Raw genomic sequence first — 26383 nt, forward strand, 5'->3', positions numbered from 1 at the left:
CTGCGTCAGTGCTGATACGGCCCCAAGAACCTCTCACCGTTCAAGTGGATCATGTGGGTGGGATCGGACGCCAGCCAGACCTCCGTCTCCCACGCCAGGTCGGGGAGAAACCTACGCATCACCGCGCGATCGGGGAAGCAGGACACGTACACAAGACCGGCAGTTGAGCCCGAGAACAGGCCCGACAGCTGGCTGTAGCGGATGTGATCCACGGGTCCGTGGGTCGAGGCCGCCTCCATCAGGAACAGCCAGTTCTTGTCGGGTTGGTAGACCACGAGGTCAGGCATCTTCCCGCGCTCGTCTATATCGACGCCGAGGGCGGCGAGGCGCTCGCGCTCGAACGTTGCCAGCTTCTGGTCGGCATCGCCGACATAGAGGATCTCACCGCCGGGCACGAAGTATGTGCAGAACTCCTCAACCATCGCCTTGATGAGGACGTTCTGTCCGCCTGCCTTCAACGTGAAAGTATCCCCCTCGGGCGTGGTCACGGGGATACGGGCCAGATCGCGGGCAGCTTGGTACTTGGCGGCGAGACTGCCCGCCTCAGCGACGTACTCTTCAATAGCGGGGCCGAAGTCGGGGGTTCCGTAGAGCCGGATCGTCAGCAAGGCTTCCGGATTCAGTCGGTAGTTGTTCTTTGACGAGTTGGTCGCCCGCGAGGGGTCGTCGTCGTTATGGAGGCAGAAGCCTACGTCAACGAACTGGTGTAGCACGAACCTACGTATGGTCTCCCGCGTGTTCTCCGCGATTGGATGATTTAGTGGTCCGCGCATCCAGTCTAGGATCTGCCGCACGCCCATCCGCTTGTTTGTGGCATCGGCCCACGCGCTGTTCTCATCCAGTCCTGCCAGAGCAAGTAGCGTGCGGCCTGCCTGCTCGTTTGTCCGTTGCCGGTCGAAGTCGAATGCGCGGAGGATTGCCTGCGCCTCTTGGACGGTGCTCATGCGGCCTCCATGCGTGTCATGCCCATTACCCTGCGGATGGCCTCTTCAGGATCGTGCGTGCTCTCGCCGAGTCGGCGCAGCTGGTCCAGGCTCGGGAACCGCATCTGCCGCAGGTCGCCGGCGTTGACCTGGGTGTGTCCGGAGAAGACCCGGAAGTAGTCGTCAACCGGTTTCGAGTTCAGCCATACTGCTAAGCCGGCAGCAACCTGCTGCTCCAGCCCGTGCCCGGAGCAGTGGATGTAGTTCAGCTTGTTGTCGAATGCCGGTTGCCTGCTGTCGTCAGACCACACGGCTGCCACCAGACGCCGGTTCTCCTCCTTGGCGGAGAAGCGCTTGACTAGAACATAGGTACCCGCCGGAATCAGGAGCTTTGAGTGTACCGTCTCTGCCGCGTGGAACCACTGCGGCTTCCTCACGCTGCTGCGGGGATGAAACACTCGCTGCTGGGTGATGTTCGCCGGATACACCATCGGTGCGGCGCCGTCGGACGGCTCCTGCATCAGGTACTCGCGGGCCCGGAAGTCCACCACGCGCCCGGTCGACACCGTCAGACCGAGCTCTGCGAGCGTATACCGTGCACAGGCCATCCATTCGACCGCCTCGGCATCCTGGGCTGATGCAGGCACAAACACAAAGTCACCCGTCACCACCTGGGAAGCCGGCACGTGCCGTGCTGCGGGCGCGTCGCGGTGATCCACCGACGAGGAGAGACGAACCGTCTCCGGTTGTGAGCCGTGCGTAGCGGATACGATGATTGTCTCCTGGAGCACTCCCAGGTCACCGAACACCTCGGAGCGTGAATGGAAGGTGTGTATGGCGTCGATCCCGAACGACGCTAGCAAGGTGCGGCGGAACTGACCGAAGTAGGTGCCATTCATCCATGAGCGCGGTGTGATAGACACCTGCTGCCCCCCGGTATTGACCAGGAGCGTGCCGAGCGCCATGAAGCCGGCGTAGATGTTCGGTACGGCTATGCCCGCGCTGCGCAGGTCAGCGTCCAGCGCCGAGCGGGCACGGATCTTGTGATACGGCGGGTTCTGAATTACTAGATCGAATCGCTCGTCTGTGTGCAGCGCCCACTGCACGAAGTCGTTCTTGACCAGCGACGTGCGTACACCTCCCGCTGACTCACAGTCGGCAAGGGTCTCGGTCAGGGCTGGCCACAATCGCTCGTCCAACTCAACGGCTGTAACCGTCACGCGTACATTCGGGCGTTCCCGCCGCACTCGATCCACCACGGCGGCGGACAACATGCCTGACCCCGCGCCGGGGTCCAGCACCCGCAGCGTGCCCGATTCCGGCAGGTGTACCAGGTCGGCCATGATCTGCGCGACCGCAACAGGCGTGAAGAACTGCCCCAGCGCGACCTGATTAGCCGTGTCAAGCTCGACCAGCGCCGCCTGGCGCCGGTTTGCGGCACGCTCCAGAAGATTCATACCAACCAGCGTACCGGCACCCAACGACACGAACTTGCTGGCTAGTGATCCTCGGTGCTGAGAAACGCGTCCAGGCACTCGGCCAAGTCGGGCGGGTTAGGCCGCGGCGTAGAGAGTCTCCGCGTCGGCAAGGACTTGTTCTCGGATGAGCGGGTGCAGGGAGCGGCGGGAGGTCTGGTCGCCGCTAGTCCGACGTCCTCACTTCGCGCAGCACCCGGGCGGGCACGCCGCCCACCACAACGCCCGCGGGCACATCCCGGGTGACCACCGCCCCGGCGGCCACGATCGCACCGGTCCCGATACTTACCCCCGGGCAGACGACGGCGCCCGCCCCGATCCACACGTCGTCGCCGATGCTGATGGGGGCGGGCAGCAGCGTGCCGCGCTCGGCCACGGGCTCGGCATGGTTGAGGGTCGCCAGCACCACGCGATGGCCGATCAGCACCCGGTTGCCGATGCTGATGCCGCCCTGGTCCTGGAAGCAGCAGCCGGCGTTGATGAAGACGTTGTCTCCGATGTGAATGTTGCGGCCGAAGTCCGTGTGGAAGGGCGGGGTCAGGTTCAGGGTCCGGTTCACCGGCGAGCCGGTGAGGCGTGCGAAAAGGTCCTGAACCTCAGCGGGGGTGCGGTAAGGCCCGTTGAGTTCGGCCGTCACCCGCAGGGCGTCCTGCATAGCCCGGCCGGAAACACTCTTCAACGGTGAGTCAGATGCTATCGGCAGTCCCGCGGCCGTGTGGGCCACAAGGTCCTGCGGGCCGAGGACGGCGCCGCCGCCGGGCTGCATGCCCGACGACGGCGCTGCCTGCGGCGGTTGAGCCGCGGATGTCATCGGCTCAGACCTCCAGCAGGACCTTGATCTCGCGGCGCTCGTCCATGGCCTTGTAGCCCGCGGCGGCGTCGTCGAGCGGGATGCGGGAGGTGAAGACCTTGCCGGGGTGGATCTCGTCGGCCTGGATGCGCTTGATCAGGTCCGGCAGGAAGCGGCGCACCGGGGCGGGGCCGCCGTGCAGGTGCACCTGGGAGAAGAACAGGCCAATGCCTTCTATCTGCTGGTCGTGGCTCACGCCCACGAAGCCGACGTAGCCGCCGGGCCGGCAGGAGGCGATGGCCTGGTCCATGGAGACCTGGTTGCCGACCGCCTCGACCACGCCGTGGGCGCCGTAGCCGCCGGTCAGTTCCTTGACCTTGGCGGCGCCCTCCTCGCCGCGCTCGGGGATGACGACGTCGGCGCCGAACTCGCGGGCCAGGGCGGCCCGGTCCTCGTGGCGGGAGAAGGCGATGACCTTCTCGGCGCCGAGCGCCTTGGCGGCCAGCACCGCGGACAGGCCCACGGCACCGTCGCCGACCACGGCGATGGTCTTGCCCGGTCCGGCCTCGGCGGCCACCGCGGCGAACCAGCCGGTGCCCAGCACGTCGGAGGCGGCCAGGTAGTCGGCCAGGCGGTCGGGGTCGTCGGGCTCGCCGCCGGGCACGGCCACCAGCGAGCCGTCGGCCAGCTCCACGCGCATGTACTGCGCCTGAGAGCCGGTGTAGGAGCCGGCGTTGGCGCAGCGGGACGGGTAGCCGGCCTGGCAGATCTCACAGGTGCCGTCCGAGAGCATGAAGGAGCCGATCACGAAGTCGCCGACCTTGAGGGTCTTGACCTCGTCGCCGGCCTCCACGATGGTGCCGACGTACTCGTGCCCCATACGGCGGTTCTCCACATCCTCCAGGCCGCGGTAGGGCCACAGATCGGAGCCGCAGATGCAGGCGGCGGCCAGCTTGATGACGACGTCGGTGGGCTTGACCACGCGGGGCACCTCCACGTCCTCGACGACGACGTCGCCGGGGGCGCGCATGATGACGGCGCGCATGGTCTCGGGCAGAGTTGTGGCGGTCACGAATACTCCTCGACTCGGGATGATGCGGGCGGACGATCCGCATCGGTTGAACCTTGCTGACAAGGTTAAAACCGTCCCGGCGTCCGTCGCCAGGTATTGCCAGGGCCTGGCGACACGCCGCCGCGCCTGCCGACTATTGCATCCTGCGCGGCAGCGGCAGAACCAGCGGGGTGTCCGTGAGCGGGTCCGGGGTCACGTGCACCTCCAGGCCGAACACCGCCTGCACCAGCTGTGGGGTGATCACCTCCTGCGGCGCCCCATTGGCCATGATGCGGCCCGAGCGCATGGCGATGATCCGATCCGCGTAGCGGCACGCCTGGTTCAAGTCGTGCAGGACCGCCACGATCGTGGTGCCCAGCTCGGCGTTCAGCTCCCGGCACAGCTCCATCACTTCCACCTGGTGGGCCAGATCCAGGTAGGTGGTGGGCTCGTCCAGTAGCAACACGTCGGTGCGCTGCGCCAGCGCCATCGCGATCCACACCCGCTGCCGCTGCCCTCCCGACAGGGAGGCAACCCGCCTGCGGGCCAGGCCGGTCACCTGAGTGCGCTCCATCGCCTCCGCCACCGCCTGGTCGTCCTGCCTGGACCACTGGTGCAGCAGCGACTGGTAGGGGTAGCGGCCGCGGGCCACCAGCTCATGCACGGTAATGCCGGTGGGGGCGATCGAGGACTGGGCGAGCATGCCGACCTTCCGGGCGAAGGACTTCGGGCGGATACCCGCCGCGTCCTCCCCGTTCAGCAGCACCTGGCCGGAGTCGGGGGCCAGCACCCGGCTGAGGGCGCGCAGCAGCGTGGACTTCCCGCAGGCGTTCGGGCCGACGATCATCGTTACCTCGCCCGGCTCGACCCGGACGGTCAGTTCGTCGATGACCGGGTGCTCGGGGTGGTAGGACAGGCATACGCCCCGGGTCTGGAGCACGCTCCGGCCCGGGGCGGTCTCGGCCATGGTCTGCACGGCGTTCCCGCTACCGCTCGTGAGCGACGACGCTCACTTCACCGTGGCGCTGACGGCGTCCAGGACGAAGCGGGCCGCCGTCGGGCCGGCGTTGAGGTAGAAGGGGTCGTCCTCCACCTGCACGACCTGGTCGGCCTGCACGGCAGACAGCGTCGGCCACAACGACATGCCGGTCAGCTCGGAGGCGTCCCCGCCCTGTACGCCGAACAGGATCCAGTCGGCGTCGGCCTGGTCGAGCTGCTCCTCGGAGATGTCGATGGAAGTGTCATCGGTGAAGGTCTGCGTGTCCGGGCGGGCCACGCCCATGTCGGCCAGCACCGAGCCGGCGAAGGAGACGGCCCCGAAGATGCGGGTGCGGTCGCCGTTCTTGCGCAGCAGGGACACGGTCACGTTGTCGGCGATGTCCTCGCCGGCGGAAGCGGCGTCGGCATGGAAGGACTCCATCCACGCCTGGGCCGTTTCCGGCTTGCCCAGGGCGTCTGCCAGCAGCAGGAAGTCCTGCTTCCAGTACTGGCCGGTGCCCTGTGTGGCCACGGTCGGGGCGATCTCGCTCAGTGAGCCGTACAGGGACTCGGCGTCCTTGCCCGCGATATTCATCAGGATCAGGTCGGGAGAGAGATTTGCGATCGCCTCCACGCTCGGCTCGGTGCGCGAGCCCACGTCGGTGATCGCCGCCAGGGCGTCGGCGTCGTCGGGGAAGGCGGTAGGCAGGTAGTCGGGGACGGTGCCGGCGCCGTCCCCGGAGGTGGCGCCGACCGGAACGACGCCGAGGGTCAGGGCGGCGTCCAGCTGGCCGGTGGAGATGATCACGACCCGCTCGGGCGCGGCCTCGACGGTGGTTTCGCCCAGGAAGTGGGTGACAGTGCGGGGGAAGACGTCGTCGCCCTGACCGGAGCCCATGCCTTCGGGAATGGTGGTGGGGACGACGGCGTCGGCCGCGGCGGTGCCGACCGTGTCGGTGGCCCCGGCGGAGGCTGCGGAGGAGCCGGTGGCGGTGGAGGTCGTGGAGCCGGAGCAGGCGGCGATGACGGGAACGGCGACGGCTGCGCCGAGCACGCCCAGGGCGGTGCGGCGCGAGAACAGAGAACTCATGCGGTGAGGCTATCCTAAAGAACTGTGTTCCGTGCAAGTGGTCTCCGTCCCCTCGCCCTGGACGCGGGGGCGCTGTGCGGCGGCCTCGCCGTGCTGGCCGCCCTGTGCCTGCTCAGCCTCGCCGTCGGCTCCCGGCCACTCGCCCTCGCCGAGGCCTGGGAGGGAGTGCGCGCCCACGACGACTCGATCGCATCCCTCATCGTGTGGCGGCTGCGCCTGCCCCGCACCCTCCTGGCGGTCGTAACCGGCGCCGCCCTGGCCGTCGCCGGGGTGGTTATGCAGGCGCTGACCCGCAACCCCCTGGCCGAGCCCGGAATCCTCGGCGTCAACGCCGGCGCCTCCCTGGCGGTGGTGCTGTCCGTCTGGCTCGGCGGCATCACCACCGTATCCGGCTATCTCTGGTTCGCCTTCGCCGGGGCGGCACTGGCCGCCGCCCTGGTCCAGCTCATGGCCCGCCGCAGCCGTGAGGCCGGCCCGACCCGCCTGGTCCTGGCCGGCATCGCCCTGGGGGCCAGCCTGAACGCCATCACCGGCACCATCACCTTGTACGACACGAGTGCCTTCGACTCCTACCGCTTCTGGGTGGTGGGCGCCCTCGAGGGCCGCGACGCGACCCTGCTGGCCTGGGTGACCCCGTTCCTCGCCGCCGGGCTCGCCCTGGCCCTCGCCTCCGGGCACACCCTCAACATCATGGCTCTGGGCGAGGAGCAGGCCGCCGCGCTCGGCGCCCGGCTGGGGCGGGCCCGGGCACTCGCCCTGGCCGCCATCACGCTGCTGTGCGGGGCGGCGACGGCGGCAGTGGGTCCCATCTCCTTCGTCGGGCTGGTGGTTCCCCATGTGCTGCGGCTGGTCATGGGCGCTGACCAGCGGCGGCTGCTGGCCGCATCCCTGGTGGCCGGGCCGATACTGCTGCTGGCCGCGGACATCTTGGGACGCGTCCTGATCCGCCCCGACGAGCTTGAGGCCGGCGTGGTCACCGCCTTTCTGGGCGGCCCCGTACTACTGGCCATGGTGCTGCGACGCGGGGAGGCGACCCGGTGAACACGGCCCCGCACCGCGCAGGCAATCCCGAATTCCCGGGCGGGCCGACCGCGCCGCCCTCCGACGTCGTCGCCAGGCGCTCGAAGCCCCCCTCCGCGGCCGGGCCGCCGTCCGGGCACCTGCTGCTGCACCCGGGCCGCGGCCGCAGCCTGCTGCTGCGTCGGCGCGCCCTGACCGTGACGACGGCGCTGCTGGCCGTGGCCATCGGGGCGGGCGCCTACACCCTGCTGACCGGCGCCTACGAGCTTCCCGCCTCCGACGCCCTGCGCGTCCTGGTCGGCGGCGGCAGTGATCTGGACCGGTTCATCGTGCTGGGGCAGCGCCTGCCCCGGCTCGTCTCCGCCGCCCTGATCGGCGCCATGCTGGCGCTGTCGGGCGCCCTCTTCCAGAGCCTGTCCAGGAACCCGCTCGGCAGCCCTGACATCGTCGGCTTCACCACCGGTGCCACCACTGGGGGCCTGCTGGTCATCCTCGTATCCGCCGCCTCCTCAACCGCCACCATCGCACTGGGCACCACCATCGGCGGATTCGCCACCGCCGCGGTGGTGGTGCTCGCGGCGCGCAGGCGCGGGGGAGTCGGTGAGAACCTGGTGCTCGCCGGCGTCGCCCTGTCCCAGACGCTGTCTGCACTCAACGACTACCTGCTCTCGCGTGCCACTATCCAGCAGGCAGAGGTGGCGCGCGCCTGGCAGTACGGCTCACTGAACGCCATCACCTGGGCGCAGGTGCGTCCGCTGGCGGCGGCCGCGGTGGTACTGCTTCCACTGGCGGCGTGGTTCGGGCGGCCTGCCGCCGCCCTGGAGCTGGGTGACGACGCCGCCACCTCCCTCGGGCTCGGCGTGGGGCGGGTGCGCGCCGCCATGGTCGGCTACGGGGTGGTTCTTGCGGCGGTGTGCGTATCCGTGGCCGGCCCCATCGGATTCCTGGCACTGGCCGCCCCCCAGCTGGCGCAGCGGCTGGCCCGTACGGCGGGGCTGACGCTGTCCGTATCCGCCGCCATGGGGACCGCCCTGCTGGTGGTCGCCGACCTGGCTGCGCAGCGGCTACTGGCGCCCTTCCAGATCCCCGTCGGGCTGCTGGCCGCGGCCTGCGGCGGGGTGTACCTCATGTGGCTGCTGGGGCTGCGCGCACCAGCCGCACCTGGGCGGCCTTGATCACCGCCGTCACCGGTCGGCCCGGACACAGCCCCAGCTCCGCGACCGCCCCCGCCGTGAGCAGGGCGCGTAGCGCCTGCCCGTCGCCCAGCTCCAGCACGACCGCCACCAGGCCCTGATCTCCGCCTACCTCGCGCACCGTGGCTCGCAGTGCATTGCGGGGACTGCCTGCCGGCGCGCCGCCCACCGCGGATTCCTCCGTGGACTCCTCCGCAGGCGCCGACTCACGTGTGTAGACGGCGACCGCCTCGGGCGGAAACAGTGCCGACGCCGGTGCGCCGGCATGGAAGCCCGCGCGGTCTGAGGCCTCCTCCAGCGGTGCCGCGACCACCTCGATCCCGTCTCGCAGGCGCAGGCGTGGCTGTTCGGGGCTGCCGGCCAGGATGCCGCGCAGTAGCGTCGTCCCGGTCAGCCGGGCGGTGAAGGCGCTCGCCGGGGCGGCCAGCACCCGGGTGGCCGGCCCGCACTCGACCACCCGGCCACCCTCCAGCACGGCCACGTCGTCGGCCAGGGCCGCCACCTCCGCCACGTCATGAGTGACCAGCAGGATGGTCAGCCCGTCGTGGGCGGCGCGGCGGGCCACTAGGAGGCGCAGTTCCTGACGGGCGCCGACGTCGACGGCAGCGGTCGGCTCATCTAGCACCAGCACCGCCGGGCGGGTGGCCAGGGCGCGGGCCAGTGCCACCCGTGCCGCCTGGCCGCCTGAGAGCTCGCCCGCGCGGCGTCCCGCCAAATGCGCGGCTCCGACCGCGGCGAGCTCCGCCCGGGCCAGCCGCCGGGCGGCGGCGCGGGAGGCGCCCCGGCAGCGTGGACCGAAGGCCACGTTGTCCAGAACCGACATGTGCGTGAACATGCCCGGCGCCTGGGACAACAGGGCCACATCGCGCCGCCCGGCAGGAACGAAGCCGGCCGCGCCGTCGACCACCTGCCCCCCAATGCGCACCTCACCCTCGGAGGCATCCAGCAGCCCGGCGACCACGGCGCACACGGTCGACTTCCCCGAGCCGTTAGGGCCGATAAGGGCCAGGGTACGGCCCGCCGGGATACTCAGGTCCACGGCGACGTCCCGCTCAGCCTCAGTGAAGCGCACGCGTACTGACCGCCCGTGCGGCGACGGCGTAGCGGCGGGCATCCCCGGGGGTGGTGGCGAAAGCCGCGCGGCGGGGACGTCGTCGGGCACGGCCCGGCCGCCGCCGGGGGACTCGGAGGAGACGATGCCGCGGATGGCCGACCCGAACTGCACCAGGCGCTGGGCGAACGCCCCCCAGCGCACGCCGGTCGCGGCGACCACCAGGAACGACGCCATGATCAGCACCACCGCCAGCGCAAGAGCGGTGGGGGTGTCTGACTCGCGCTCGAGGTAGACCGCCAGCGGCACGGTGCGGGTAACGCCCTCGCGGGAGCCCGCGAAGGCGATGGTGGCACCGAACTCTCCCAGACTGCGTCCCAGCGCCAGGGCCGTACCACGAGCCAGGGCGGGGGCGGCCAGCGGCAGGGTGATCCGGGCCAGCACCGTCGTCGGGCCTGCGCCGAGCGTGCGGGCGGTCGCCTCGGGGCGGGTGTCGCGTGAACGCAGCGCCGCCTCCAGGGTGACCACCAGGTAGGGCATGGAGACAAACACCTGCGCAATCACCACGGCGGCGGTAGTGAAGGCCACCTGGACGCCGATCCGCTCCAGGAGGGGACCAAGCAGGCCGCGCTTGCCCAGCGCGGCAAGCAGCGCAGTCCCGGCCACCACCGGGGGCATGGTCATGGGAAGCACGGCCAGCACGCGGGCCACGCGCACCCCGGGCCACTCCTGGGCGAGCACAATCGCCAGCGGCACCCCCAGCACCACCGAGATGATGGTCGCCAGGGAGCAGGTGCGCAGTGACAGGCTCAACGCCAGGCGGGCGGAGTCGGAGGCGAGCAGGACGGGCAGCTGCGTCCAGGCCACGCGGGTACCCAGGCCAAAGAAGGGCAGCAGCATCGCGCAGGCGCCGATGACAGCCGGCAGTACGACAACCGCCGGCAGACGGGTACGTGCGGCGCGGGAACGCGCACGGGCCCGGGCGGAGCGTGCTCCCGCACGCGCCCCGGATGCGGACCGCCGTGCAGCCTGGCGGCGGGAATCGGCCGCTGCCCGAGTCACTGGCCGGTGGGGGCGCCGAAGCCGTGGGCGGCCAGGACTGCCTGCCCGGCGTCGGACAGGACCAGGTCGACGAAGGCCTGGGCGGTCTCAGCATTCACGGTGTCCCGCGTGAGCGCGATCGGGTAGTGGTTGACGACGTCGTTGTCAGGCAGGGCGATGACTTCGACGGCGTCGCCGGCGTCGGCGGCATCGGTGGCGTAGACGATGCCGGCGTCGGCCTCTCCGGATTCCACCTTGCCGCGCACATCTGTGACCTTCTGTTCCTCGGAGGCGGGCGCCAGCGTGATCCCGAGCTGCTTGGCGAGTGCGCGGGTGGCCTCGCCGCAGGGCACCTCCGGGGCGCAGACGACGAGGTCCGCGCCGTCCAGTGAACCGTCGTCGATCCCGGTGACGCCTGCGGGGTTGCCGGCGGGGACGATGAGGGTGAGCACGTTGGTGGCGAACTCGGTCTGGTCATCCACGAGGGACTGCGAGGCGGCGGCGTCCATGGTGGAGTTGTTGGCGGTGGCGAGCACGTCCGCGGTCGCGCCTTCTGCCAGCGCGGTGACCAGGTCTTGTGATCCTTGGAAGTCGAAGGTGACGGAGGCGCTCGGGTTGGCCTCCTGGAAGTCCGCGGCGATCTCCTCGAATGTGTCCTGGAGGGAGGCTGCGGCGAGTACGACGATCTCTCCGGATAACCCGTCGGCTGTGGCCGAGGCGGGGGCGGCGTCCGTGCCGGTGGGGGAGCCGGAGGTGGCGGAGGGGATGGGGGCGACGCAGGCGGCGAGCGAGAGTGAGGCGACCAGGGCGGCCGCGCCCAGCGCCATTCGTCGTGTCGGGTATGCCGCGGGTGCGGCCTGACGGGGTCGGTGCATGGCGGGTCCTTTCGGGGCGTGAGCGTTTGCGAGGCCGTGGCGCATGGCGTCGGGTGGCCCCCCGGGAGTTTCCGCGGCCCGGCGGCGCAGGAGCGTCGTCGGGCCGGGCTCCACCGGCGAGGCTACCGGCAACCGGTAACCGGCATCCGTGCCGAGGTCGGTAGATCTTACGTACTGAGGTCGGTAGTTGTTACGTACTGAGGTCGGTAGTTGTTACGTGCCGAGATCGACCTCGAGCTGCCCGTATTTGATTCATCCGCACCATAAACAAACAAGTGCGATGCACCGTCAGCCCTTCAGGCTCCGCTAGTAGTACAGGCTCTTCGTGTTTGGGGGTGTGGTGGTTGTGGTGGGGTGGGGGTGTCTGCTGCGCCGGTTGGGCGTTAACAACGCTACTTAACGCTCTGCTGCATACCTCGGAGCCCTTCAGGAGACGGTCAACTGGCGTTGTTAACCCCGAAGTGGCGTTGCAGACGGTGAAGTGGCGTTGCAGATGAACCCGCTTCCAGGCGCCGGGGTGAGCAGGCAGGCACTTGCGCCGCGGTGAGCCGGCAGGCTCACCAGGCCCCTGAACCCGCAGCACGTCGGCCACCACACCCACCAGCATGAACAGCCGGCCCGGGTGGCCCGGTGGGGCTGTTCGCGGATGCGGGCTTGGTGCATACGACGCGGCCCGGCACCCGGTCGACGCCGCCCGGGAGGGCATCTTCGGCGGCCAGTCCGCATCCCGGAGGTGTATCCCGCCGGCGTCGACGACCGCCCCGCCGACGGCGAGAGCATCCTTGCCCGCCCGAGAACACCACGCCCACAAACACGAAGATCCTCTTTTGTCGGAGGAGCACGCAACTTCTACCGACCTCGGTACGTAACAACTACCGACCTCGGTACGTAACAACTACCGATCTCGGTACGTAAGATCTACCGACCTCGGTACGTAACAACTACCGATCTCGGTACGTAAGATCTACCGATCTCGGTACGTAACAACTACCGATCTCGGTGGGGGGACGGGAGTGGGAGTAGGAGTAGGTGGTTGGCTAGGCGCCCTGGGAGGGGGTGAGATCGTCCGCTCCCTGGTTGCCGGTGCCCTGGGTGTGCACCGGCCGCCAGCCGCGGCGGGGCGGCACGGTGGAAGTGGCGCCCGGGCGGGAGCGGTAGACCACGTACGGCCGGGTCACATACCCCACCGGTGCGGAAACCACGTGGACGAGCCGGGTGAAGGGCCAGACGGCGAACAGCGCCAGCCCCGCCACAATGTGCAGCTTGAACACCATGGGCACGTCCGCCATCAGCTCCGGGTGCGGTTGCAGGGCGAAGAGCGAACGGAACCACGGGCTGATCGTCTCCCGGTAGTCGTAACCGCCGTCGACGCCGCCCAGCAGCTGAGTGGACAGCGTCGCCCACGCGCCCAGGCACACAGGCACAAGGAGCAGCACGTACATGAGGATGTCGTTCTTCGTGGTGGCCAGACGCACCGACTTGACCACCACGCGCCGGTAGAGCAGCCCGGCCAGTCCCACCAGCGTCATCAGCCCGGCCAGCGAGCCGGGGATCACCGCCACCAGGTGGTATACGTGCTCTGGAATGCCCGCAGCCTCGGTCCAGCTCCTGGGAATCACCAATCCCATGAAGTGGCCGAGCGCGACTAGCAGGATCCCGAAGTGGAACAGGGGGGAGGACCAGCGCAGGATTGCCGACTCCTGCCACTGTGAGGACCGGCTGGTCCACCCGAACTGGTCATTGCGGTAGCGCCATATCAGCCCCGCCGCCAGCAGAATGAAGGACACGTAGGGCAGGGCGGTCCACAAGACCGCCGACTCGAAGGTGTTCATGGCTGCTCCTGGATACTGCTGGGAGTGATTCCGGCGGGGGACGACGACGGGGCGGTGCGCGCGGCGGCGTGAACAGGCTCATGGCGCAGTGGGGCTCCGACCGGTGCCGCAGGCGGCATGCTCGGGAAAGGCAGCGTGTCGGTGACACCCACTGTCTCGGTGGGAGGGCCGGCAGCGACCAGGGCCCGCACCCGCTCGGCGGTGGCAGTGTCCACCGGCTCCAGGGTGGCGACGACGGCGTCAAGCAGCCGAGCATACGGAGAGGCCGCCTCGGTCAGGGCCCGGCGCAGCACCTCCAGGCCGTCCCGGTGCGAGGACAGCAGCACGTCGGCGACCTCATCACCGCTGCGGGCACTCAGCTCCAGCACCACCGGCAGGTAGTCGGGCAGCTCGTCGCGGTCCAGCTCGTAGCCGGCGGCGGCCAGGGCCTGCTTGAAGGCGACCAGGGCCGCCCCCCGGTAGCGGGTGTCGCCGACGGCGTAATAGCTCAGGTACAGGCAGCAGCGACGGCGCCGGTCGAAGACCTCCACATAGTGCTCGGCCAGGGCGCGCGTACCCCGACTGCGTGCCTGCGCCACGAACTCCGCCAGCGGCGCGCGGACCGCCTCGGGCAGCGCGGGGGCGTTGGCCAGGGCCTCATCGACGGCGTCTAGCCGCTCGTCGAAGGCGTCCTCGGCGGGGTAGTCGAGCAGCAGCGAGGCGCTCATGTGGACGATCGCCCGGCCGACGGCGTCAATGACCGGCGTGGTGGCCGCGGACGGCCGCATCCCGGTGCTCGTCGTCGCCGCCATTTCAGTGGCCTCCGACCCGGTTGGCCGCACTCACTGCGACGCCGGGGCCCGCCGTCGGCACCGGTTCGCGGCGCACGGTCGGCAGCGGCAGTGACACCGGCCCTTCCGCGCCCTGGCCGACGCCGGAGCCGCAGGCGGCCGGAGCGCCCTCACCCAGCAGGGTGCGCACGTCCTCACCCATGGCGGTCATGCCGCGCGGCACCTCCGGGCTGGCGGTGGGGATGACGTAGCGGTCGTCGTACTTGGCGATCGCCAGCAGACGGTACATGTCCTCCAACTGTGCTCCACTCATGCCGACGGCTGCGGCGATGGCCGGGTCTGCCTCACGTCCGAGCCGGACTTCGCGCATGTGGGAGCGCATGGCCGCCAGCCGCCGCAGCACCAGCTCCACGGCGTCGGTGTCCCCGGCGGTGAACAGGCCCGCCAGGTACTCCAGCGGGATGCGCATCTCGGACACGGCGGTAAGCAGCACCCGGTGGTCCTCGCCGTCCAGGCCCGCAGCGGCCACCTCGTCCACCACCGGCGACAGCGGCGGGATGTACCAGACCATCGGCATGGTCCGGTACTCCGGGTGCAGTGGCAGCGCCACCCGGTAGGTGGAGATCAGGTCCCACACGGGGGAGTCCTGAGCGGCCTGTACCCAGGAGGCAGGCACACCCGCCTCACGGGCCGCCCGCACCACCTCCGGGTCGTGCGGGTCCAGCAGGATCTCCCGCTGCGCCGCGTACAGGTCCTGCGGGTCGGCGACGGCGGCGGCCTGGGAGACCCGGTCGGCGTCGTACAGCAGCACCCCCAGGTAGCGCAGGCGCCCCACGCAGGTCTCTGAGCAGACGGTGGGCTGGCCGGCCTCCAGGCGCGGGTAGCACAGCGTGCACTTCTCCGCCTTGCCGGTGGCGTGGTTGAAGTAGACCTTCTTATACGGGCAGGCGGACACGCACATGCGCCAGCCGCGGCAGGCGTCCTGATCCACCAGCACGATGCCGTCCTCGCTGCGCTTGTACATGGCGCCGGACGGGCAGGCGGACACGCAGGTCGGGTTCAGGCAGTGCTCGCAGATGCGGGGCAGGTAGAACATGAATGCCTGGTCGATCTCGGTGGCGATCTTCCGGCTCATGCTCGCCACGATCGGGTCCTCAGCGAGGGTCTGGGTGGAGCCGCCCAGATCGTCGTCCCAGTTGGGACCCCACTGGATGGTGGGCATGTACTCACCGGTCAGCTGGCTCTTGGCCCGCGCCACCGGAATGCTGGGGGAGTCCTTGGGTGCGGACAGCAGCCGGTCGTACTCGTAGGTCCACGGCTCGTAGTAGTCCTCAACGCCGGGCATGTCCGGGTTGGCGAAGATCTGCGCCAGGCGGCGCAGCCTCCCGCCGGAGCGGGGCCGCAGCCGCCCACCGGCGGTGCGCTCCCAGCCGCCGCGCCAGCGCTCCTGGTCCTCCCAGCCCTTGGGGTAGCCGACGCCGGGGCGCGTCTCGACGTTGTTGAACCACATGTACTCGGTGCCCTCCCGGTTGGTCCACGCCTGCTTGCAGGTGACTGAGCACGTGTGGCAGCCGATGCACTTGTCCAGGTTCATCACCATGGCGATCTGGGCCATCACCTTCATCAGAAGGTCACCTCCTGGTTGGTGCGACGACGAATCAGCGTCACCTCGTCGCGGTTGTTGCCGGTGGGGCCGATGTAGTTGAAGGCGTAGGACAGCTGGGCGTACCCGCCCGCGAAGTGACTGGGCTTGAGCACGATCCGGGTCAGCGAGTTATGGGTGCCGCCGCGGCGGCCGGAGGACTCGGTCAGTGGCGTGTTCATGGTGCGCTCCTGGGCGTGGTGCATGAACACCGTGCCCTCGGGGATGCGGTGGGAGACGACCGCCCGGGCGGCCACGACCCCGTTGCGGTTATAGGCCTCCACCCACTCGTTGTCCTGTACGCCGATCTTGTCCGCGTCCGCCGGGCTCATCCAGATCGTCTGGCCGCCCCTGCCCAGGGTGAGCATGTGCAGGTTGTCGTAGTACTGGGAGTGAATCGCCCACTTGTTGTGGACCGTCAGGTAGCGCACGGCCACCTGCACGGCGCCGTCGGGGGCGGTGCCCACCTGCCCGGGGGCGGCCTCCCCGTACAGGGCGGCGAAGTCCAGCGGCGGGCGGAAGGTTGGCAGCGATTCGCCCATGTCCCGCATCCAGTCGTGGTCCAGGTAGTAGTGCATGCGGCCGGTGAGCGTGTGCCACGGCTTGGCGTGCTCCACATTGACCACGAAGGCCGAGTAGCGCCTGCCCCCGTGCTCCGAGCCGGACCACTCCGGGGTGGTGATCACCGGCTGGGGCCTGAGCTGGGTGTCGGCGAAGGTGACCTGCTTGCCGGCCTCCTCCTCGCTCAGCTCCACCAGCGGGGTACCGGTGCGCCGGGACAGGGTCTGCCAGCCCTGGGTGGCCAGATGCCCGTTGGTGGCGCCGGACATGTGCATGACGGCGTCGCCGGCCCGGATGGGAGTGTCGATCAGCGGACGGCCCGCCGCCGCGCCGACGCCGGTGCCGTGGGCGCGCCGCAGCCGCTCCATCTCCCGCTCCGGGTGCAGCATGATGCCCTTGATGGGGATGCCGGGGGACTCCACCAGGGGGCCGACGGCGTCGAACTTGTTGCGGATCTGGGTGTAGTCGCGCTCGATCGGCACCAGCTTGGGCATGGTCACGCCCGGCACCCACGCCTGGGGCAGGGCGGCGGTGTCCCCATGCGGCATGGTCATGGCGTCGGGGGTGTCGTGGGTGAGCGGGGCGGCGACGACGTCGGTCTGGGTGCCCAGGTACTTGGGCGCCCAGGCGCTGACCAGCTCGGCCAGCTGCTGGTAGATGTCGAAGTCGCTGCGCGCCTCCCACGGCGGGTCGATCGCCATGTTGAAGGAGTGGATGAAGGGGTGCATGTCCGTGGTGGACAGGTCGTACTTCTCATACCAGGTGGCCGCCGGCAGCACGACGTCGGAGTGCAGCGTGGTGGAGGTGTTGCGGAAGTCCGCCGTCCACATCAGGTCGAGCTTGCCCTGGGGCGCCTCCTCCCTCCAGGTCATGGATTCCGGGCGGCGTCCGGCGGGGGTCTCGGTCGCGTTGACGTCACCGCCGGAGCCGACCATGTGGCGCAGGAAGAACTCGGTGCCCTTGGCGGAGGAGCCCAGCAGGTTGGTGCGCCAGGAGGCCAGGATGCGGGGGAAGTTCTCCGGGGCGTCCGGGTCCTCACAGGCGAAGCGCAGCTCGCCCCGGGTCAGCTGGTCGACGACGTAGTCCTTGGGATCCATGCCCGCGGCGGCGGCCTGCTGGCCCAGCAGCAGCGGGTTGCGGTCGAAGGTCGGGTAGGAGGGGGTCCAGCCGCGCCGCATCGCCTCCACCAGCGTGTCTGAGACGGTCTTGCCCGCCAGGGTGCCGGCGCCCAGTGGGGAGGCCAGGCGGTCGGCCTGGGTGTCGTCGTAGCGCCACTGGTCGGTGGTCAGGTACCAGAAGCCCGTGGAGATCATCTGGCGGGCGGGCCGGTGCCAGTCCAGGGCGAAGGCGAACTGCGACCAGCCGGCGATGGGGCGGACCTTCTCCTGGCCGACGTAGTGGGCCCAGCCGCCACCGTTGACGCCCTGGGTGGCGCACATGGAGGTCAGTGCCAGCAGCGTCCGGTAGATCTGGTCCGCGTGGTAGTAGTGGTTGATACCGGCACCCATGACGATCTGGGAGCGGCCGCCGGACTCGATGGCGTTGACGGCGAAGTCGCGCGCCACCCGGATCGTGGCGGGCCCGGGGACGCCGGTGAGTTCCGCCGCCCAGGCGGGTGTGCCCGGGATGGTGGCGTCGTGGTAGTCGGCGGGCCACTGGCCGGGCAGCCCGGGGCGGGACACCGCGTAGTCGGCCAGCAGCAGGTCGTAGACGGTGGTGATCAGACGCCCGTCGGGCAGGCGGGTCGCGGGCACGCCCCGCCGGATCACTCCGCCTCCGACGGATCCGGTGGGCGTCTGGGAGCCGGGCAGGTCGAAGCGGGGCAGCAGGATCTCCGTGGGCTCGACGACGGCGCGCGCCGGTGCGGGGCCGGCCGGGGAGGGCGCGCCCGCTGCGCCGTCGTCGGCGAGCTCGGCGATGGACATGATCGGGTCCACGCCCTCCATGAGCAGGTTCCACTTGCCCTCGCCCTCGGGGGTGAAGCGGTCGGCGAGCGTACCGCCCGGGTCGGCGGGGCCGCGCTCGCGGTCCCACACCAGCGGCCGGAACTCGCCGCGGGGCAGGTCGTCGGCCACCCCGGCCACGCCGTCGGCGGTGACGAAGCGGCCCGGTACGGTTCCGGAGCCGTCGGGGGAGGGGACCAGCTCCACCAGGAACGGGGCGTCGGTGTGACGGCGCATGTAGTCCAGGAAGAAGGGCTCGCGCCGTCCGACGTGGAACTCGGACAGGATCACGTGCCCCATGGCCATGCCCAGGGCACCGTCGGTGCCGGGGGCCACCCGCAGCCACTGGTCGGCGAACTTGGTGTTGTCGGCGTAGTCGGGGGAGACGGCCACGACCTTCTGCCCGTGGTAGCGGGCCTCGGTCATGAAGTGGGCGTCCGGGGTGCGGGTCAGCGGCAGGTTCGAGCCCCACATGATCAGGTACTGGGCGTTGTACCAGTCGCCGGCCTCGGGCACGTCGGTCTGGTCGCCGAACACCTGCGGGGAGGCCGGCGGCAGGTCCGCGTACCAGTCGTAGAAGGACAGCATGGTGCCGCCGATGAGCTCGTGGAAGCGGGCGCCGGCCCCGTAGGAGAGCATCGACATCGCCGGGATGACGGAGAACCCGGCGCAGCGGTCCGGCCCCCAGGTGCGGATGGTGTGCACGTAGGCGGCGGCGATGAGGTCCATCGCCTCGTCCCAGCCGACGCGCACCATCCCGCCGCGTCCGCGTGCGGACTTGTAGGCGCGGGAGGTGGCCGGGTCCCCGGTGACCTCCGCCCAGGCGGCGACGGCGTCGCCGTCGTGCCGCTGCCGGGCGGCGCGGAATGCGTCCAGCAGCACGCTGCGCACATACGGGTAGCGGATGCGCGTGGGGGAGTAGGTGTACCAGGAGAAGGCTGCGCCGCGCGGGCAGCCGCGGGGCTCGTACTCGGGCATGTCCGGCCCCGTGGTGGGGTAGTCGGTGATCTGCTTCTCCCAGGTGATCACGCCGTCGGTGACGTAGACCTCCCAGGCGCAGGAGCCGGTGCAGTTCACGCCGTGGGTGGAGTGGACCATCTTGTCGTGGCTCCACCGGTGCCGGTAGAAGGAGTCGGCGTCGCGTCCGCCCTCGAGAAACAGTCGGCGGGCGTCGGTGGAGGCCTCACCCCGGCGCAGGTAGGAGCCCAGGGTGAACAGGCCCGGGGCGCTTTCTATCCTGGCGTCGGGTCCGGGGACGATCGGGGCGGTGGGTGTGCTCATCACGGTTCCTTGACGGTTGTGGGCGGTGTTAGGAAGCGGGATCAGGGTGGCTGCGCCGCGCGGTTCCCGTTGGGCGGAAGCTGCATGCGACGCCGTCGTCGGGGGGTCAGCCGGGCCGCTTGGCGGACGGGCCGGCGTAGCGGATCCAGCAGATGACGGCGCACACCACGCAGAAGGCGGCACAGCCGTAGAAGAACGTGTAGGTGGGCATCAGGGTCAGGGCGATGCCGACCAGGAACGGGCCGAGGGAGGCGACGGCGGCGGTGAAGCCGATCGCCCCGCCCGCCTGCCGCTTGGGCATGATCATGGGCATCTGCTTGAAGGTGGAGGCGTTGCCCACCCCGGCGAAGAAGAACATGGCCAGCAGGCCGGCCATGAATACGCGGAAGTCGCCGGCGTCGTCGGCAGTGGCGACCTGCCAGCCGCAGAAGGTCATGGTGACGGCCATGCCGACGGCGGACACGAAGGTCCAGATGGCGCCGCCGAAGCGGTCGCACAGGGGACCCCAGGCGAAGCGCAGGAAGGAGCCCAGCAGGGTGCCGATGAAGGCGTAGGAGGCGCCCTTGGGCAGGTCGGCGGCGGCCAGCGTCTGGGCCAGTGGGGAGGAGGCGCCGTAGTTGTTGTTGATGATGTTGGCGGTCTGGGCGGCGAAGCCGGAGAAGATGCCGAAGGTCATGATGTACAGGACCGTCATCAGCCAGGTGTCGATGTTGCCGAAGATGTCCAGCTGCTGGCGGATATTGGCCTTGACCGGAACATCCTTGATGTAGGCGAAGGCCAGTGCTGCCGCGATCAGGGACCACGGCAGGAAGAAGACGGTGGCGTTGAAGACCCGGGGGGCGCCGTCGGCGTAGGGGGCCACCCAGGTGAGCCCGAACAGGCTCGTGCTCATCAGGAATGGTGCGGCCAGCTGGATGACGCTCATGCCCATATTGCCCAGTCCGCCCTGCAGGCCCAGTGCCGTGCCGGACAGGCGCTTGGGGAAGAAGAAGCCGGTGGAGGGCATGTAGCCGGAGAAGGTGGCGGCGCCGATGCCGCAGGTGAAGGACAGGGCCAGCAGGGTGGCGAAGGGGGTGGAGGGATTCTGCACGGCGAAGAACCAGCCGAGCATGGGCAGGATGTACAGCAGTGAGGACCAGCCGATCATCTTGCGCGAGCCGATGGTGGCCGGCAGGAACATGTAGATCAGGCGCAGCGCCGCGCAGGACAGGCCCGGCATGGAGGTGATCCAGTAGATCTGGTTCTTCGTCAGCTCGAAGCCGATCTCGTTCAGGCGCGGGGCGACGGCGCTGGGCAGGAACCACACCGTGAATCCGAGCATGAGGGAGAAGGTGGTGATGGCCAGTGTGCGCCAGGCGATCGACGCCGACCAGTTGTCCGGCTCCTCCGGGTTCCAACCGGTTAAGACTCGGCCGGAGGTGTCGAGCTGACTCATGGTGCTGTGACTCCTGAGAAGTAGGGGGTGAGTAACCGTGAGATCACCGGTGTGACGGGGCTGCGCCGTCCATGCGTTGGACTGCCCGTCGGGTGATTCGCCAATGATGCCCGAGCGTCTGGTCCTCCCGGCGGTGGGGATGCGTGCGGCTTGATTGCGCGGAAAAGCCGTGCAGGTTTGTCCCGGAACGCTCCGTAATAAGAAAGGTGGGTGTGAGCAAATAGACATGACGGGTGCGCCCTGCGGTGAGCCGTGAGCGCTGCTCGGGCGGGCTCCTCCCGCGGAGCGGACTACCGTGGCCGACATGAGCGAGCCGACTCCACAACGCCCCGGTGCCGTGCCGGAGGCGCCGTCCGTACGCCAGAAGGGGCCGCGTCCCCTGCCCGAGCCGGTGAAGGGCACCGTGATCACGGTCTCCGACCGCTGCGTGAGTGGCGAGCGCGAGGATGTCTCCGGTCCGCTGGCGGCGCGGCTGCTGGGTGAGCACGACGTCGTCGTCGACTCCGTGAAGGTGGTGCCCGACGGCGTCGAGTCGGTGCGCGCCGCCATCGAGGAGGCCGTGTCGGCCGGGGCGCGGGTGGTGCTCACCACCGGTGGTACCGGGGTCACGCCGCGGGACCTGACCCCAGAGGGCACCGCGCCGGTGCTGGCGGTGAGACTGGAGGGGATCGAGGCGCAGATTCGCGCCTACGGGCTGACCCAGACCCCGTTGTCGAGCTTGTCGCGCGGGCTGGTCGGGGTCACCAGCCGTGATGCCGACGGCGTGCTCGTGGTCAACGCCCCCGGCTCGCGCGGCGGTGTCAAGGACACCATCGCCGTGGTGGGCCCGCTGGTGCCGCACGTCCTGGAGCAGCTCGGCGGCGGCGACCACTGAACCCGCCTCACCGCCTCCGCCGAGGTCGGTAGATCTTACGTGCCGAGGTCGGTAGTTGTTACGTGCCGAGGTCGGTAGATCTTACGTGCCGAGGTCGGTAGATCTTACGTGCCGAGGTCGGTAGTTGTTACGTGCCGAGGTCGGTAGTTGTTACGTGCCGAGGTCGGTAGATATGGCGTCCCGCATTGTTGCTGTCGTCCACAGGTCGTGTTCAGCGCAGGGCCGCGAACTCCCATCCACAGGCCGCCAGCGGCGATCCGGGTGGTTCCTGCACGCTATCCCCATGGATAACGAGTTGTTCCCCCATAAGTTACCAAGCGTGATACCTCCGGCGCTGGTGCGGCGCTCCACTGTGGGGCGCAGCCTACTGGAAGAGGGAGTCGGCTCAGGGCGACTCACTCAGGTACGTCGGGACGTTTATGTGCACGTCCCGTGTGACGCCGAGGCCTGGGAACAACGCGCAGCCGTACACGGCGCAATGCTTGAAGCGTTTCGAGCTGATGCGCTTGAAGGGATAGTTGTGTTGGAGAGCGCCGTTCTTCTACACGGCGGCATGACCTGGCGCACGCCCAAGTCTCTGAACTTGGCGGTCCGTTATCGGCCGACCGGTTTGCAGCGGCCTCCGACGCGGCGCGACCCGATGCGCCCGCCGAGTCGTGACCTGGGTCCGCTCGACCGCCGTCGTGCACTCGCTCGCCGCCCCGTTGTTCGCCACCACTTCCCGGTGCCAGATCAGGACGTCGTCATCATCGGTGGACTGCGCGTCACCGGAGTTGAACGCACTATCGAGGACTGTGCTCGTTATTTGGAGCCCGACGCCGCATTGGTTGCCGTTGACTCGTTGTTCGCAGTGGCCACGGGGGCGCTTCCCCATCGGGAGAGTGAACGCTCCGGCGCCGACGACGTCGATCGTCCTTGGGACCGTGCTGCTGAGATTAACCAGTTGGCGGCGGCCATGCGCGCGCGAGTCCTGGCGAGGTTGAGTAAACGGAGAGGGGAGCGCGGGGTGCGGCGCGCGCGTGCCGTCGTCGAGGCCGCAACGCCATGGAGTCAGTCCCCGTATGAGACAGAACTGCGCCGGGTCTGCCTGGTCAATGGAATTACTGCACCGACGCCGCAAATGCCGCTCCGTACTGCGTCAAAAACCTGCTATGCGGACCTTGGCTGGTTGAAGCTGCGCAGGGTGGCCGAAGTGGATGGCCATATCAAATACATGCACGACGCGGATCTCGTACAGTCCAGACAATTCGCGCGCGACGAGCTCTTCGCGGAGCATGGCTTCGAGATTGCTCATTTCTCGCCCGATGATGTAGCCGATTCTGAGCGGGCGCTAGGGATGTTGCACGCGTTGTTACCTCGGACGGCATGCGAGGGGCGACCGGTCACCGGCCTGCGAACCAAGCGAGAGCGTTCACGGGAACGCGCCTGAACCTTGTGCTATTGCGCCCGGGCTTGACCCATATCTACCGACCTCGGCACGTAAGATCTACCGACCTCGGTATGTAAGATCTACCGATCTCGGCGGGAGTAGGCGCGGATGTCCTCCCACGTGTCGAGGTCACGCGCGGCACGGGTAAGCGCCTCCCCGTGTGCGTGCAGGTCGACTTGAACCAAGTCCATCCCACCCAGGGCCCGCCGCACCGCGACATCCCGTAGCGCCACACCGCCCGGCGCGACTGCCGCGTCCAGAGCCGCAGTCCGGTACGCGCCCAGAAGGTACTGCACGTGATCGCCGTCAACCACGCAGGCTCCGTCCACCCCGACGCGCCCTTCCAGTGCCTCCACCAGTAGCGGCAGCGCCCGCCATGAGTCCGGGGCATCACAGGTGACGATCGCACTCAGGCGCCCGCCGCCGACGACGTCGGCCGTCCCTGGCGCATCAGTCGCCGATGCGTGCTCGACGGCGGCGAGCCGGGCCAGCCCGGCCGCAATTCCGGCCACCGGCCCGCCCAACGGCGGATCCTCCAATGCCTGAAGTACCCCCGCTGGAACCATGACGGTAGGCGGTGCCACCACAACGACACGGCCAGGCGGAAGCTCGGTGCGCACGTGTTCAATCCCGGACAGCACGTGGTCCAGGAGGCGGGTGCCGTCAAGGAGCACGTCTGGCTTCGATGCTCCGCCCAGGCGCCTCCCGGTGCCCCCAGCAAGGACGACGACGTCCAGGCGCCTCGCCTGCGTCATTCCTCCTCCCGGCCGGCACTGTCACGATCAGCCACCGGCGGGAGGCCGCTAATCCCGGGGTCCTCTCCCGGACGTACCCAATCACCGGAGCGACCACCGGACTTTGACGTCACCTTCGCCTCGCGCAGGGCCACATCCCGGTCAACGCCCTTGACCATGTCCACCAGCGCCAGGCCTGCGACCGTGGCCGCCGTCAGCGCCTCCATCTCCACTCCGGTGCGGTCGGCGGTGCGCACCATAGTCGCGATGCGCACGCCGTCGTCGTCGATATGCAGGTCCACGCTGCAGGCGTGCACTCCGATAACGTGTGCCAGCGGCAGCAGCTCCGGTACGCGCTTGGCTGCGGCGATCCCGGCGATGCGCGCCACCGCGAGCGCGTCGCCCTTGGGCACGGCGTCGTCGCGCAGTGCTGCGACTATTACCGGAGAGCAGGCCACGAATGCGGTCGCGGTGGCTGTGCGAATGGTGGGGTGCTTGGCGGACACGTCCACCATGTGTGCGGCGCCCGCTTCATCCAGGTGAGTCAGGCGGACTGGCCCGCGGCTGACTGCCTCGTGAGGAGCGGGCCCATTGTGGTGGTCGGTTGGCCGAGTGCTGGACTCCAGGGGTGCTCCGACGGCGCCGGGGCCCTGCTCGGGCGTGACTCCTCGGGCCGGGGCGGGGTTGCGGTGGAACAGGCGCATGAGGTTCCTCGGTGTGGTGACTGGTCGGTTTGGTGCTCGGGAGGTCCGCTACCGGACTGGGCCTGGTACCGGGGCCGCGGGGCTTGACAGTGCTAGTAGGCGGACCTGGTCTCCGGCCTCGACCGCCTGAACATCCGCGTCGACTACAGCCAGCGCCTGCGCTGCCGGCAGGGAGGCGACCAGGTGGGATCCCGACCCCAGCCGGTGTGACGGCTCCACCCAGACGGCGTCCGGCGGCGCCCCCGCGGGCAGCGGATCCGGAGACGCGACGAAGCGTACCGGCACATGCTGGCGGCGTCCCCTTGGGCTGCGCCAGCCGACGGCGGCCCGCGCCGTCGTACGTTTCTCGCCGTCATGGGATGCGTGCGGCTCGGCGGCGGTGTCGTGGCCGGACAGGCGGGCCAGGACGGGGGCGACGATCGTAGTGAAGGACACGAGTACGCTCACCGGGTTCCCGGGTAGTCCGATGACCGGAACTCGCCTTCCGTCGTCGGCTCGAACGGCCCCGTATCCCTGCGGCTTGCCGGGCTGCATCGCCACCTTGGCGGTTGCCAGCTCGATGTCGTCCCCTGCCGGGCCCGCCGACTGCCCGCGGGCGGCGGCCAGGGCAGCGAAAGGATCGTAGGCGCCCACCGAGACGCCCCCGGAGGTGACGATGAGGTCGGCGTCGGCCGCGGCTGCACGGAGGGTCTCGGCCAGTGCGTTCGGTGAGTCGGCACTACGGAGCACAGCGGCCAGTCGCGCCCCGTGCTCGGCCACCAGCCCCGACAGCAGCGGACCGTTGGAGTCCGGGATGGTGCCGGCGGTCAGGCCCTTACCCGCGTCAGCCAGCTCTGCACCGGTGATGACGACGGCGACGCGCGGCCGTGGCACTGCCCGCACCACGCAGTGGCCCACAGACGCGATGGCGGACACGGCCGTGGCCCGCAGCCGTGTTCCCGCCCGCAGCACGACCTGGTTCACGGTGACGTCCTCCCCGGCGTGACGCACATTGGCGCCCGGATCGACGGCGGCGCGCACCTCCACCCGCTGCGGCAGGGGGCCCGCTCCCGGGGCCTGGTCGGTGTCCTCGACCCTGACGACGGCGTCGGCGCCCTCAGGCAGCATGGCGCCGGTCATGATCCGCAGCGCTGTACCCGCGGCCAGCCGCACCGGCGCTGCTCCTGCCGGCACGTCGCCCGATACCGGCAGGGTGACGGGAGCCCTGCGCGTGGCCGCCACGTCAACGGCGCGCACGGCGTATCCGTCCATGGCGGAGTTCGTCCAGGGTGGTACCGGCACGGCGGCACGCACATCCTCGGCCAGCACCAGGCCGTGCGCGCGCGCCAACGGCACCTCTACCGGGTCCAGCGGCTTGAGGGTGCGCAGCACTCGGGCGAGGTATTCCTCGGGCGGCAGCATGGGGGAGGTCATCGGGGTCCTTGTCATGCGTTTACGTGTGCGGGATTCACCACGGCAGGCCGCGGCGTCTCCTTACCGGTTCATCATGCCCTGCCGCCCTCGGCGGCCGCACCCTGGTTGCTCCAGCTGCGCAGTTCGGGCATGGGGCGTGTACCCTCCCTGGGGCCGGATGCGGCGGCGTCGTGTCCGGACCGGCACGGTGCGCTCGGAGCGGCAGGTGTAAGGAGGAGAACCGTGACCCACACGAATCCGAATTTCGATCCCACGGGCTCCGGCGTCGTCGGCGGCAC

At 69.7% G+C, this 26383-nt stretch carries 20 protein-coding genes; 4 read left to right on the forward strand and 16 right to left on the reverse strand.

The window, feature by feature from the left end; genetic code table 11:
• Positions 1-5: 5 nt before the first annotated feature.
• From E4J16_RS04585 to E4J16_RS04610, 6 genes are all read right to left on the reverse strand, one after another.
• Positions 6-944, reverse strand: a complete 939-nt coding sequence (locus tag E4J16_RS04585; RefSeq protein WP_136313385.1) for a BsuBI/PstI family type II restriction endonuclease — start codon at positions 942-944, stop codon at positions 6-8.
• On the reverse strand, positions 941-2380 hold the full coding sequence (locus E4J16_RS04590; RefSeq protein WP_136192813.1) for an Eco57I restriction-modification methylase domain-containing protein: 1440 nt from the start codon (positions 2378-2380) through the stop codon (positions 941-943). Before E4J16_RS04590 ends, E4J16_RS04585 begins: the two co-directional genes overlap by 4 nt.
• Before the next feature lie 184 nt (positions 2381-2564).
• Positions 2565-3209, reverse strand: a complete 645-nt coding sequence (locus E4J16_RS04595; RefSeq protein WP_240038268.1) for a DapH/DapD/GlmU-related protein — start codon at positions 3207-3209, stop codon at positions 2565-2567.
• A 4-nt stretch (positions 3210-3213) separates the two neighbouring features.
• Positions 3214-4233: a zinc-binding dehydrogenase gene (locus E4J16_RS04600; protein WP_136314583.1), complete on the reverse strand. Its 1020-nt coding sequence runs from the start codon at positions 4231-4233 to the stop codon at positions 3214-3216.
• Positions 4234-4393: 160 nt separating this feature from the next.
• Entirely contained in the window at positions 4394-5206 is an 813-nt protein-coding gene (locus E4J16_RS04605; protein WP_136314584.1) for an ABC transporter ATP-binding protein, read from the reverse strand.
• 42 nt (positions 5207-5248) lie between these two features.
• On the reverse strand, positions 5249-6307 hold the full coding sequence (locus tag E4J16_RS04610; RefSeq protein ID WP_136313386.1) for an ABC transporter substrate-binding protein: 1059 nt from the start codon (positions 6305-6307) through the stop codon (positions 5249-5251).
• Positions 6308-6331: 24 nt separating this feature from the next.
• On the opposite strand from E4J16_RS04610, the gene E4J16_RS04615 reads away from it, so the two are divergent.
• Positions 6332-7348 carry a FecCD family ABC transporter permease gene (locus E4J16_RS04615; protein WP_136313387.1) on the forward strand — a complete coding sequence of 339 codons (1017 nt, stop codon included), beginning with the start codon at positions 6332-6334 and terminating at the stop codon, positions 7346-7348.
• 119 nt (positions 7349-7467) lie between these two features.
• Positions 7468-8502 (forward strand): FecCD family ABC transporter permease, encoded by a 1035-nt coding sequence (locus E4J16_RS04620; RefSeq protein ID WP_136314586.1) that lies wholly within the window; start codon positions 7468-7470, stop codon positions 8500-8502.
• Here E4J16_RS04620 and modB read toward each other — a convergent pair.
• From modB to E4J16_RS04655, 7 genes are all read right to left on the reverse strand, one after another.
• Positions 8453-10633 (reverse strand): molybdate ABC transporter permease subunit, encoded by a 2181-nt coding sequence (gene modB / locus E4J16_RS04625; protein ID WP_338028876.1) that lies wholly within the window; start codon positions 10631-10633, stop codon positions 8453-8455. The two genes, E4J16_RS04620 and modB, sit on opposite strands and share 50 nt — an antisense overlap.
• Positions 10630-11487, reverse strand: coding sequence for a molybdate ABC transporter substrate-binding protein (gene modA, locus E4J16_RS04630; RefSeq protein ID WP_136313388.1), 858 nt, complete (start codon positions 11485-11487; stop codon positions 10630-10632). The genes modB and modA overlap by 4 nt, the downstream gene beginning before the upstream one ends.
• 1037 nt (positions 11488-12524) lie before the next feature.
• Positions 12525-13319, reverse strand: a complete 795-nt coding sequence (narI, locus tag E4J16_RS04635; protein ID WP_136192819.1) for a respiratory nitrate reductase subunit gamma — start codon at positions 13317-13319, stop codon at positions 12525-12527.
• Positions 13316-14086, reverse strand: a complete 771-nt coding sequence (gene narJ, locus E4J16_RS04640; protein ID WP_240038269.1) for a nitrate reductase molybdenum cofactor assembly chaperone — start codon at positions 14084-14086, stop codon at positions 13316-13318. Before narJ ends, narI begins: the two co-directional genes overlap by 4 nt.
• Before the next feature lie 25 nt (positions 14087-14111).
• Complete coding sequence (narH, locus tag E4J16_RS04645) at positions 14112-15713, reverse strand: nitrate reductase subunit beta (protein WP_136313390.1); 1602 nt, start codon at positions 15711-15713, stop codon at positions 14112-14114.
• Positions 15713-19516 (reverse strand): nitrate reductase subunit alpha, encoded by a 3804-nt coding sequence (locus tag E4J16_RS04650; protein ID WP_136313391.1) that lies wholly within the window; start codon positions 19514-19516, stop codon positions 15713-15715. The genes narH and E4J16_RS04650 overlap by 1 nt, the downstream gene beginning before the upstream one ends.
• A gap of 106 nt (positions 19517-19622) precedes the next feature.
• Positions 19623-20951: an MFS transporter gene (locus E4J16_RS04655; RefSeq protein WP_136192823.1), complete on the reverse strand. Its 1329-nt coding sequence runs from the start codon at positions 20949-20951 to the stop codon at positions 19623-19625.
• Between the two features lie 304 nt (positions 20952-21255).
• Here E4J16_RS04655 and E4J16_RS04660 point away from each other — a divergent pair, with 304 nt between their 5' ends.
• Positions 21256-21825 carry a MogA/MoaB family molybdenum cofactor biosynthesis protein gene (locus tag E4J16_RS04660; protein WP_136192824.1) on the forward strand — a complete coding sequence of 190 codons (570 nt, stop codon included), beginning with the start codon at positions 21256-21258 and terminating at the stop codon, positions 21823-21825.
• A gap of 553 nt (positions 21826-22378) precedes the next feature.
• Entirely contained in the window at positions 22379-23254 is an 876-nt protein-coding gene (locus tag E4J16_RS04665) for a hypothetical protein (protein WP_136192825.1), read from the forward strand.
• An 80-nt stretch (positions 23255-23334) separates the two neighbouring features.
• On the opposite strand, the gene mobA is transcribed toward E4J16_RS04665, so the two are convergent.
• The 3 genes from mobA to E4J16_RS04680 all read right to left on the reverse strand — a co-directional run bounded on the left by mobA (position 23335) and on the right by E4J16_RS04680 (position 26105).
• The gene (gene mobA, locus E4J16_RS04670; RefSeq protein ID WP_136313392.1) at positions 23335-24009 is read right to left on the reverse strand and encodes a molybdenum cofactor guanylyltransferase; all 675 of its coding nucleotides are present in this window, start codon (positions 24007-24009) and stop codon (positions 23335-23337) included.
• Positions 24006-24536, reverse strand: a complete 531-nt coding sequence (gene moaC / locus E4J16_RS04675) for a cyclic pyranopterin monophosphate synthase MoaC (protein WP_275669602.1) — start codon at positions 24534-24536, stop codon at positions 24006-24008. The genes mobA and moaC overlap by 4 nt, the downstream gene beginning before the upstream one ends.
• A gap of 204 nt (positions 24537-24740) precedes the next feature.
• On the reverse strand, positions 24741-26105 hold the full coding sequence (locus E4J16_RS04680) for a molybdopterin molybdotransferase MoeA (RefSeq protein WP_136313394.1): 1365 nt from the start codon (positions 26103-26105) through the stop codon (positions 24741-24743).
• Positions 26106-26383 lie beyond the last annotated feature (278 nt).

This window comes from Actinomyces procaprae, from assembly GCF_004798665.1.
Taxonomy (GTDB): Bacteria; Actinomycetota; Actinomycetes; order Actinomycetales; family Actinomycetaceae; genus Actinomyces; species Actinomyces procaprae.

Excerpts from the sequence above, each read along its gene's own strand:
- E4J16_RS04585 (WP_136313385.1), bottom strand. The coding sequence starts at position 944 with ATGAGCACCGTCCAAGAGGCGCAGGCAATCCTCCGCGCATTCGACTTC.
- E4J16_RS04590 (WP_136192813.1), bottom strand. The coding sequence starts at position 2,380 with ATGAATCTTCTGGAGCGTGCCGCAAACCGGCGCCAGGCGGCGCTGGTC.
- E4J16_RS04595 (WP_240038268.1), bottom strand. The coding sequence starts at position 3,209 with ATGACATCCGCGGCTCAACCGCCGCAGGCAGCGCCGTCGTCGGGCATG.
- E4J16_RS04600 (WP_136314583.1), bottom strand. The coding sequence starts at position 4,233 with ATGCGCGCCGTCATCATGCGCGCCCCCGGCGACGTCGTCGTCGAGGAC.
- E4J16_RS04605 (WP_136314584.1), bottom strand. The coding sequence starts at position 5,206 with ATGGCCGAGACCGCCCCGGGCCGGAGCGTGCTCCAGACCCGGGGCGTA.
- E4J16_RS04610 (WP_136313386.1), bottom strand. The coding sequence starts at position 6,307 with ATGAGTTCTCTGTTCTCGCGCCGCACCGCCCTGGGCGTGCTCGGCGCA.
- modA (WP_136313388.1), bottom strand. The coding sequence starts at position 11,487 with ATGCACCGACCCCGTCAGGCCGCACCCGCGGCATACCCGACACGACGA.
- narI (WP_136192819.1), bottom strand. The coding sequence starts at position 13,319 with ATGAACACCTTCGAGTCGGCGGTCTTGTGGACCGCCCTGCCCTACGTG.
- narJ (WP_240038269.1), bottom strand. The coding sequence starts at position 14,086 with ATGCGGCCGTCCGCGGCCACCACGCCGGTCATTGACGCCGTCGGCCGG.
- narH (WP_136313390.1), bottom strand. The coding sequence starts at position 15,713 with ATGAAGGTGATGGCCCAGATCGCCATGGTGATGAACCTGGACAAGTGC.
- E4J16_RS04650 (WP_136313391.1), bottom strand. The coding sequence starts at position 19,516 with ATGAGCACACCCACCGCCCCGATCGTCCCCGGACCCGACGCCAGGATA.
- E4J16_RS04655 (WP_136192823.1), bottom strand. The coding sequence starts at position 20,951 with ATGAGTCAGCTCGACACCTCCGGCCGAGTCTTAACCGGTTGGAACCCG.
- E4J16_RS04660 (WP_136192824.1), top strand. The coding sequence starts at position 21,256 with ATGAGCGAGCCGACTCCACAACGCCCCGGTGCCGTGCCGGAGGCGCCG.
- E4J16_RS04665 (WP_136192825.1), top strand. The coding sequence starts at position 22,379 with ATGACCTGGCGCACGCCCAAGTCTCTGAACTTGGCGGTCCGTTATCGG.
- mobA (WP_136313392.1), bottom strand. The coding sequence starts at position 24,009 with ATGACGCAGGCGAGGCGCCTGGACGTCGTCGTCCTTGCTGGGGGCACC.
- E4J16_RS04680 (WP_136313394.1), bottom strand. The coding sequence starts at position 26,105 with ATGACCTCCCCCATGCTGCCGCCCGAGGAATACCTCGCCCGAGTGCTG.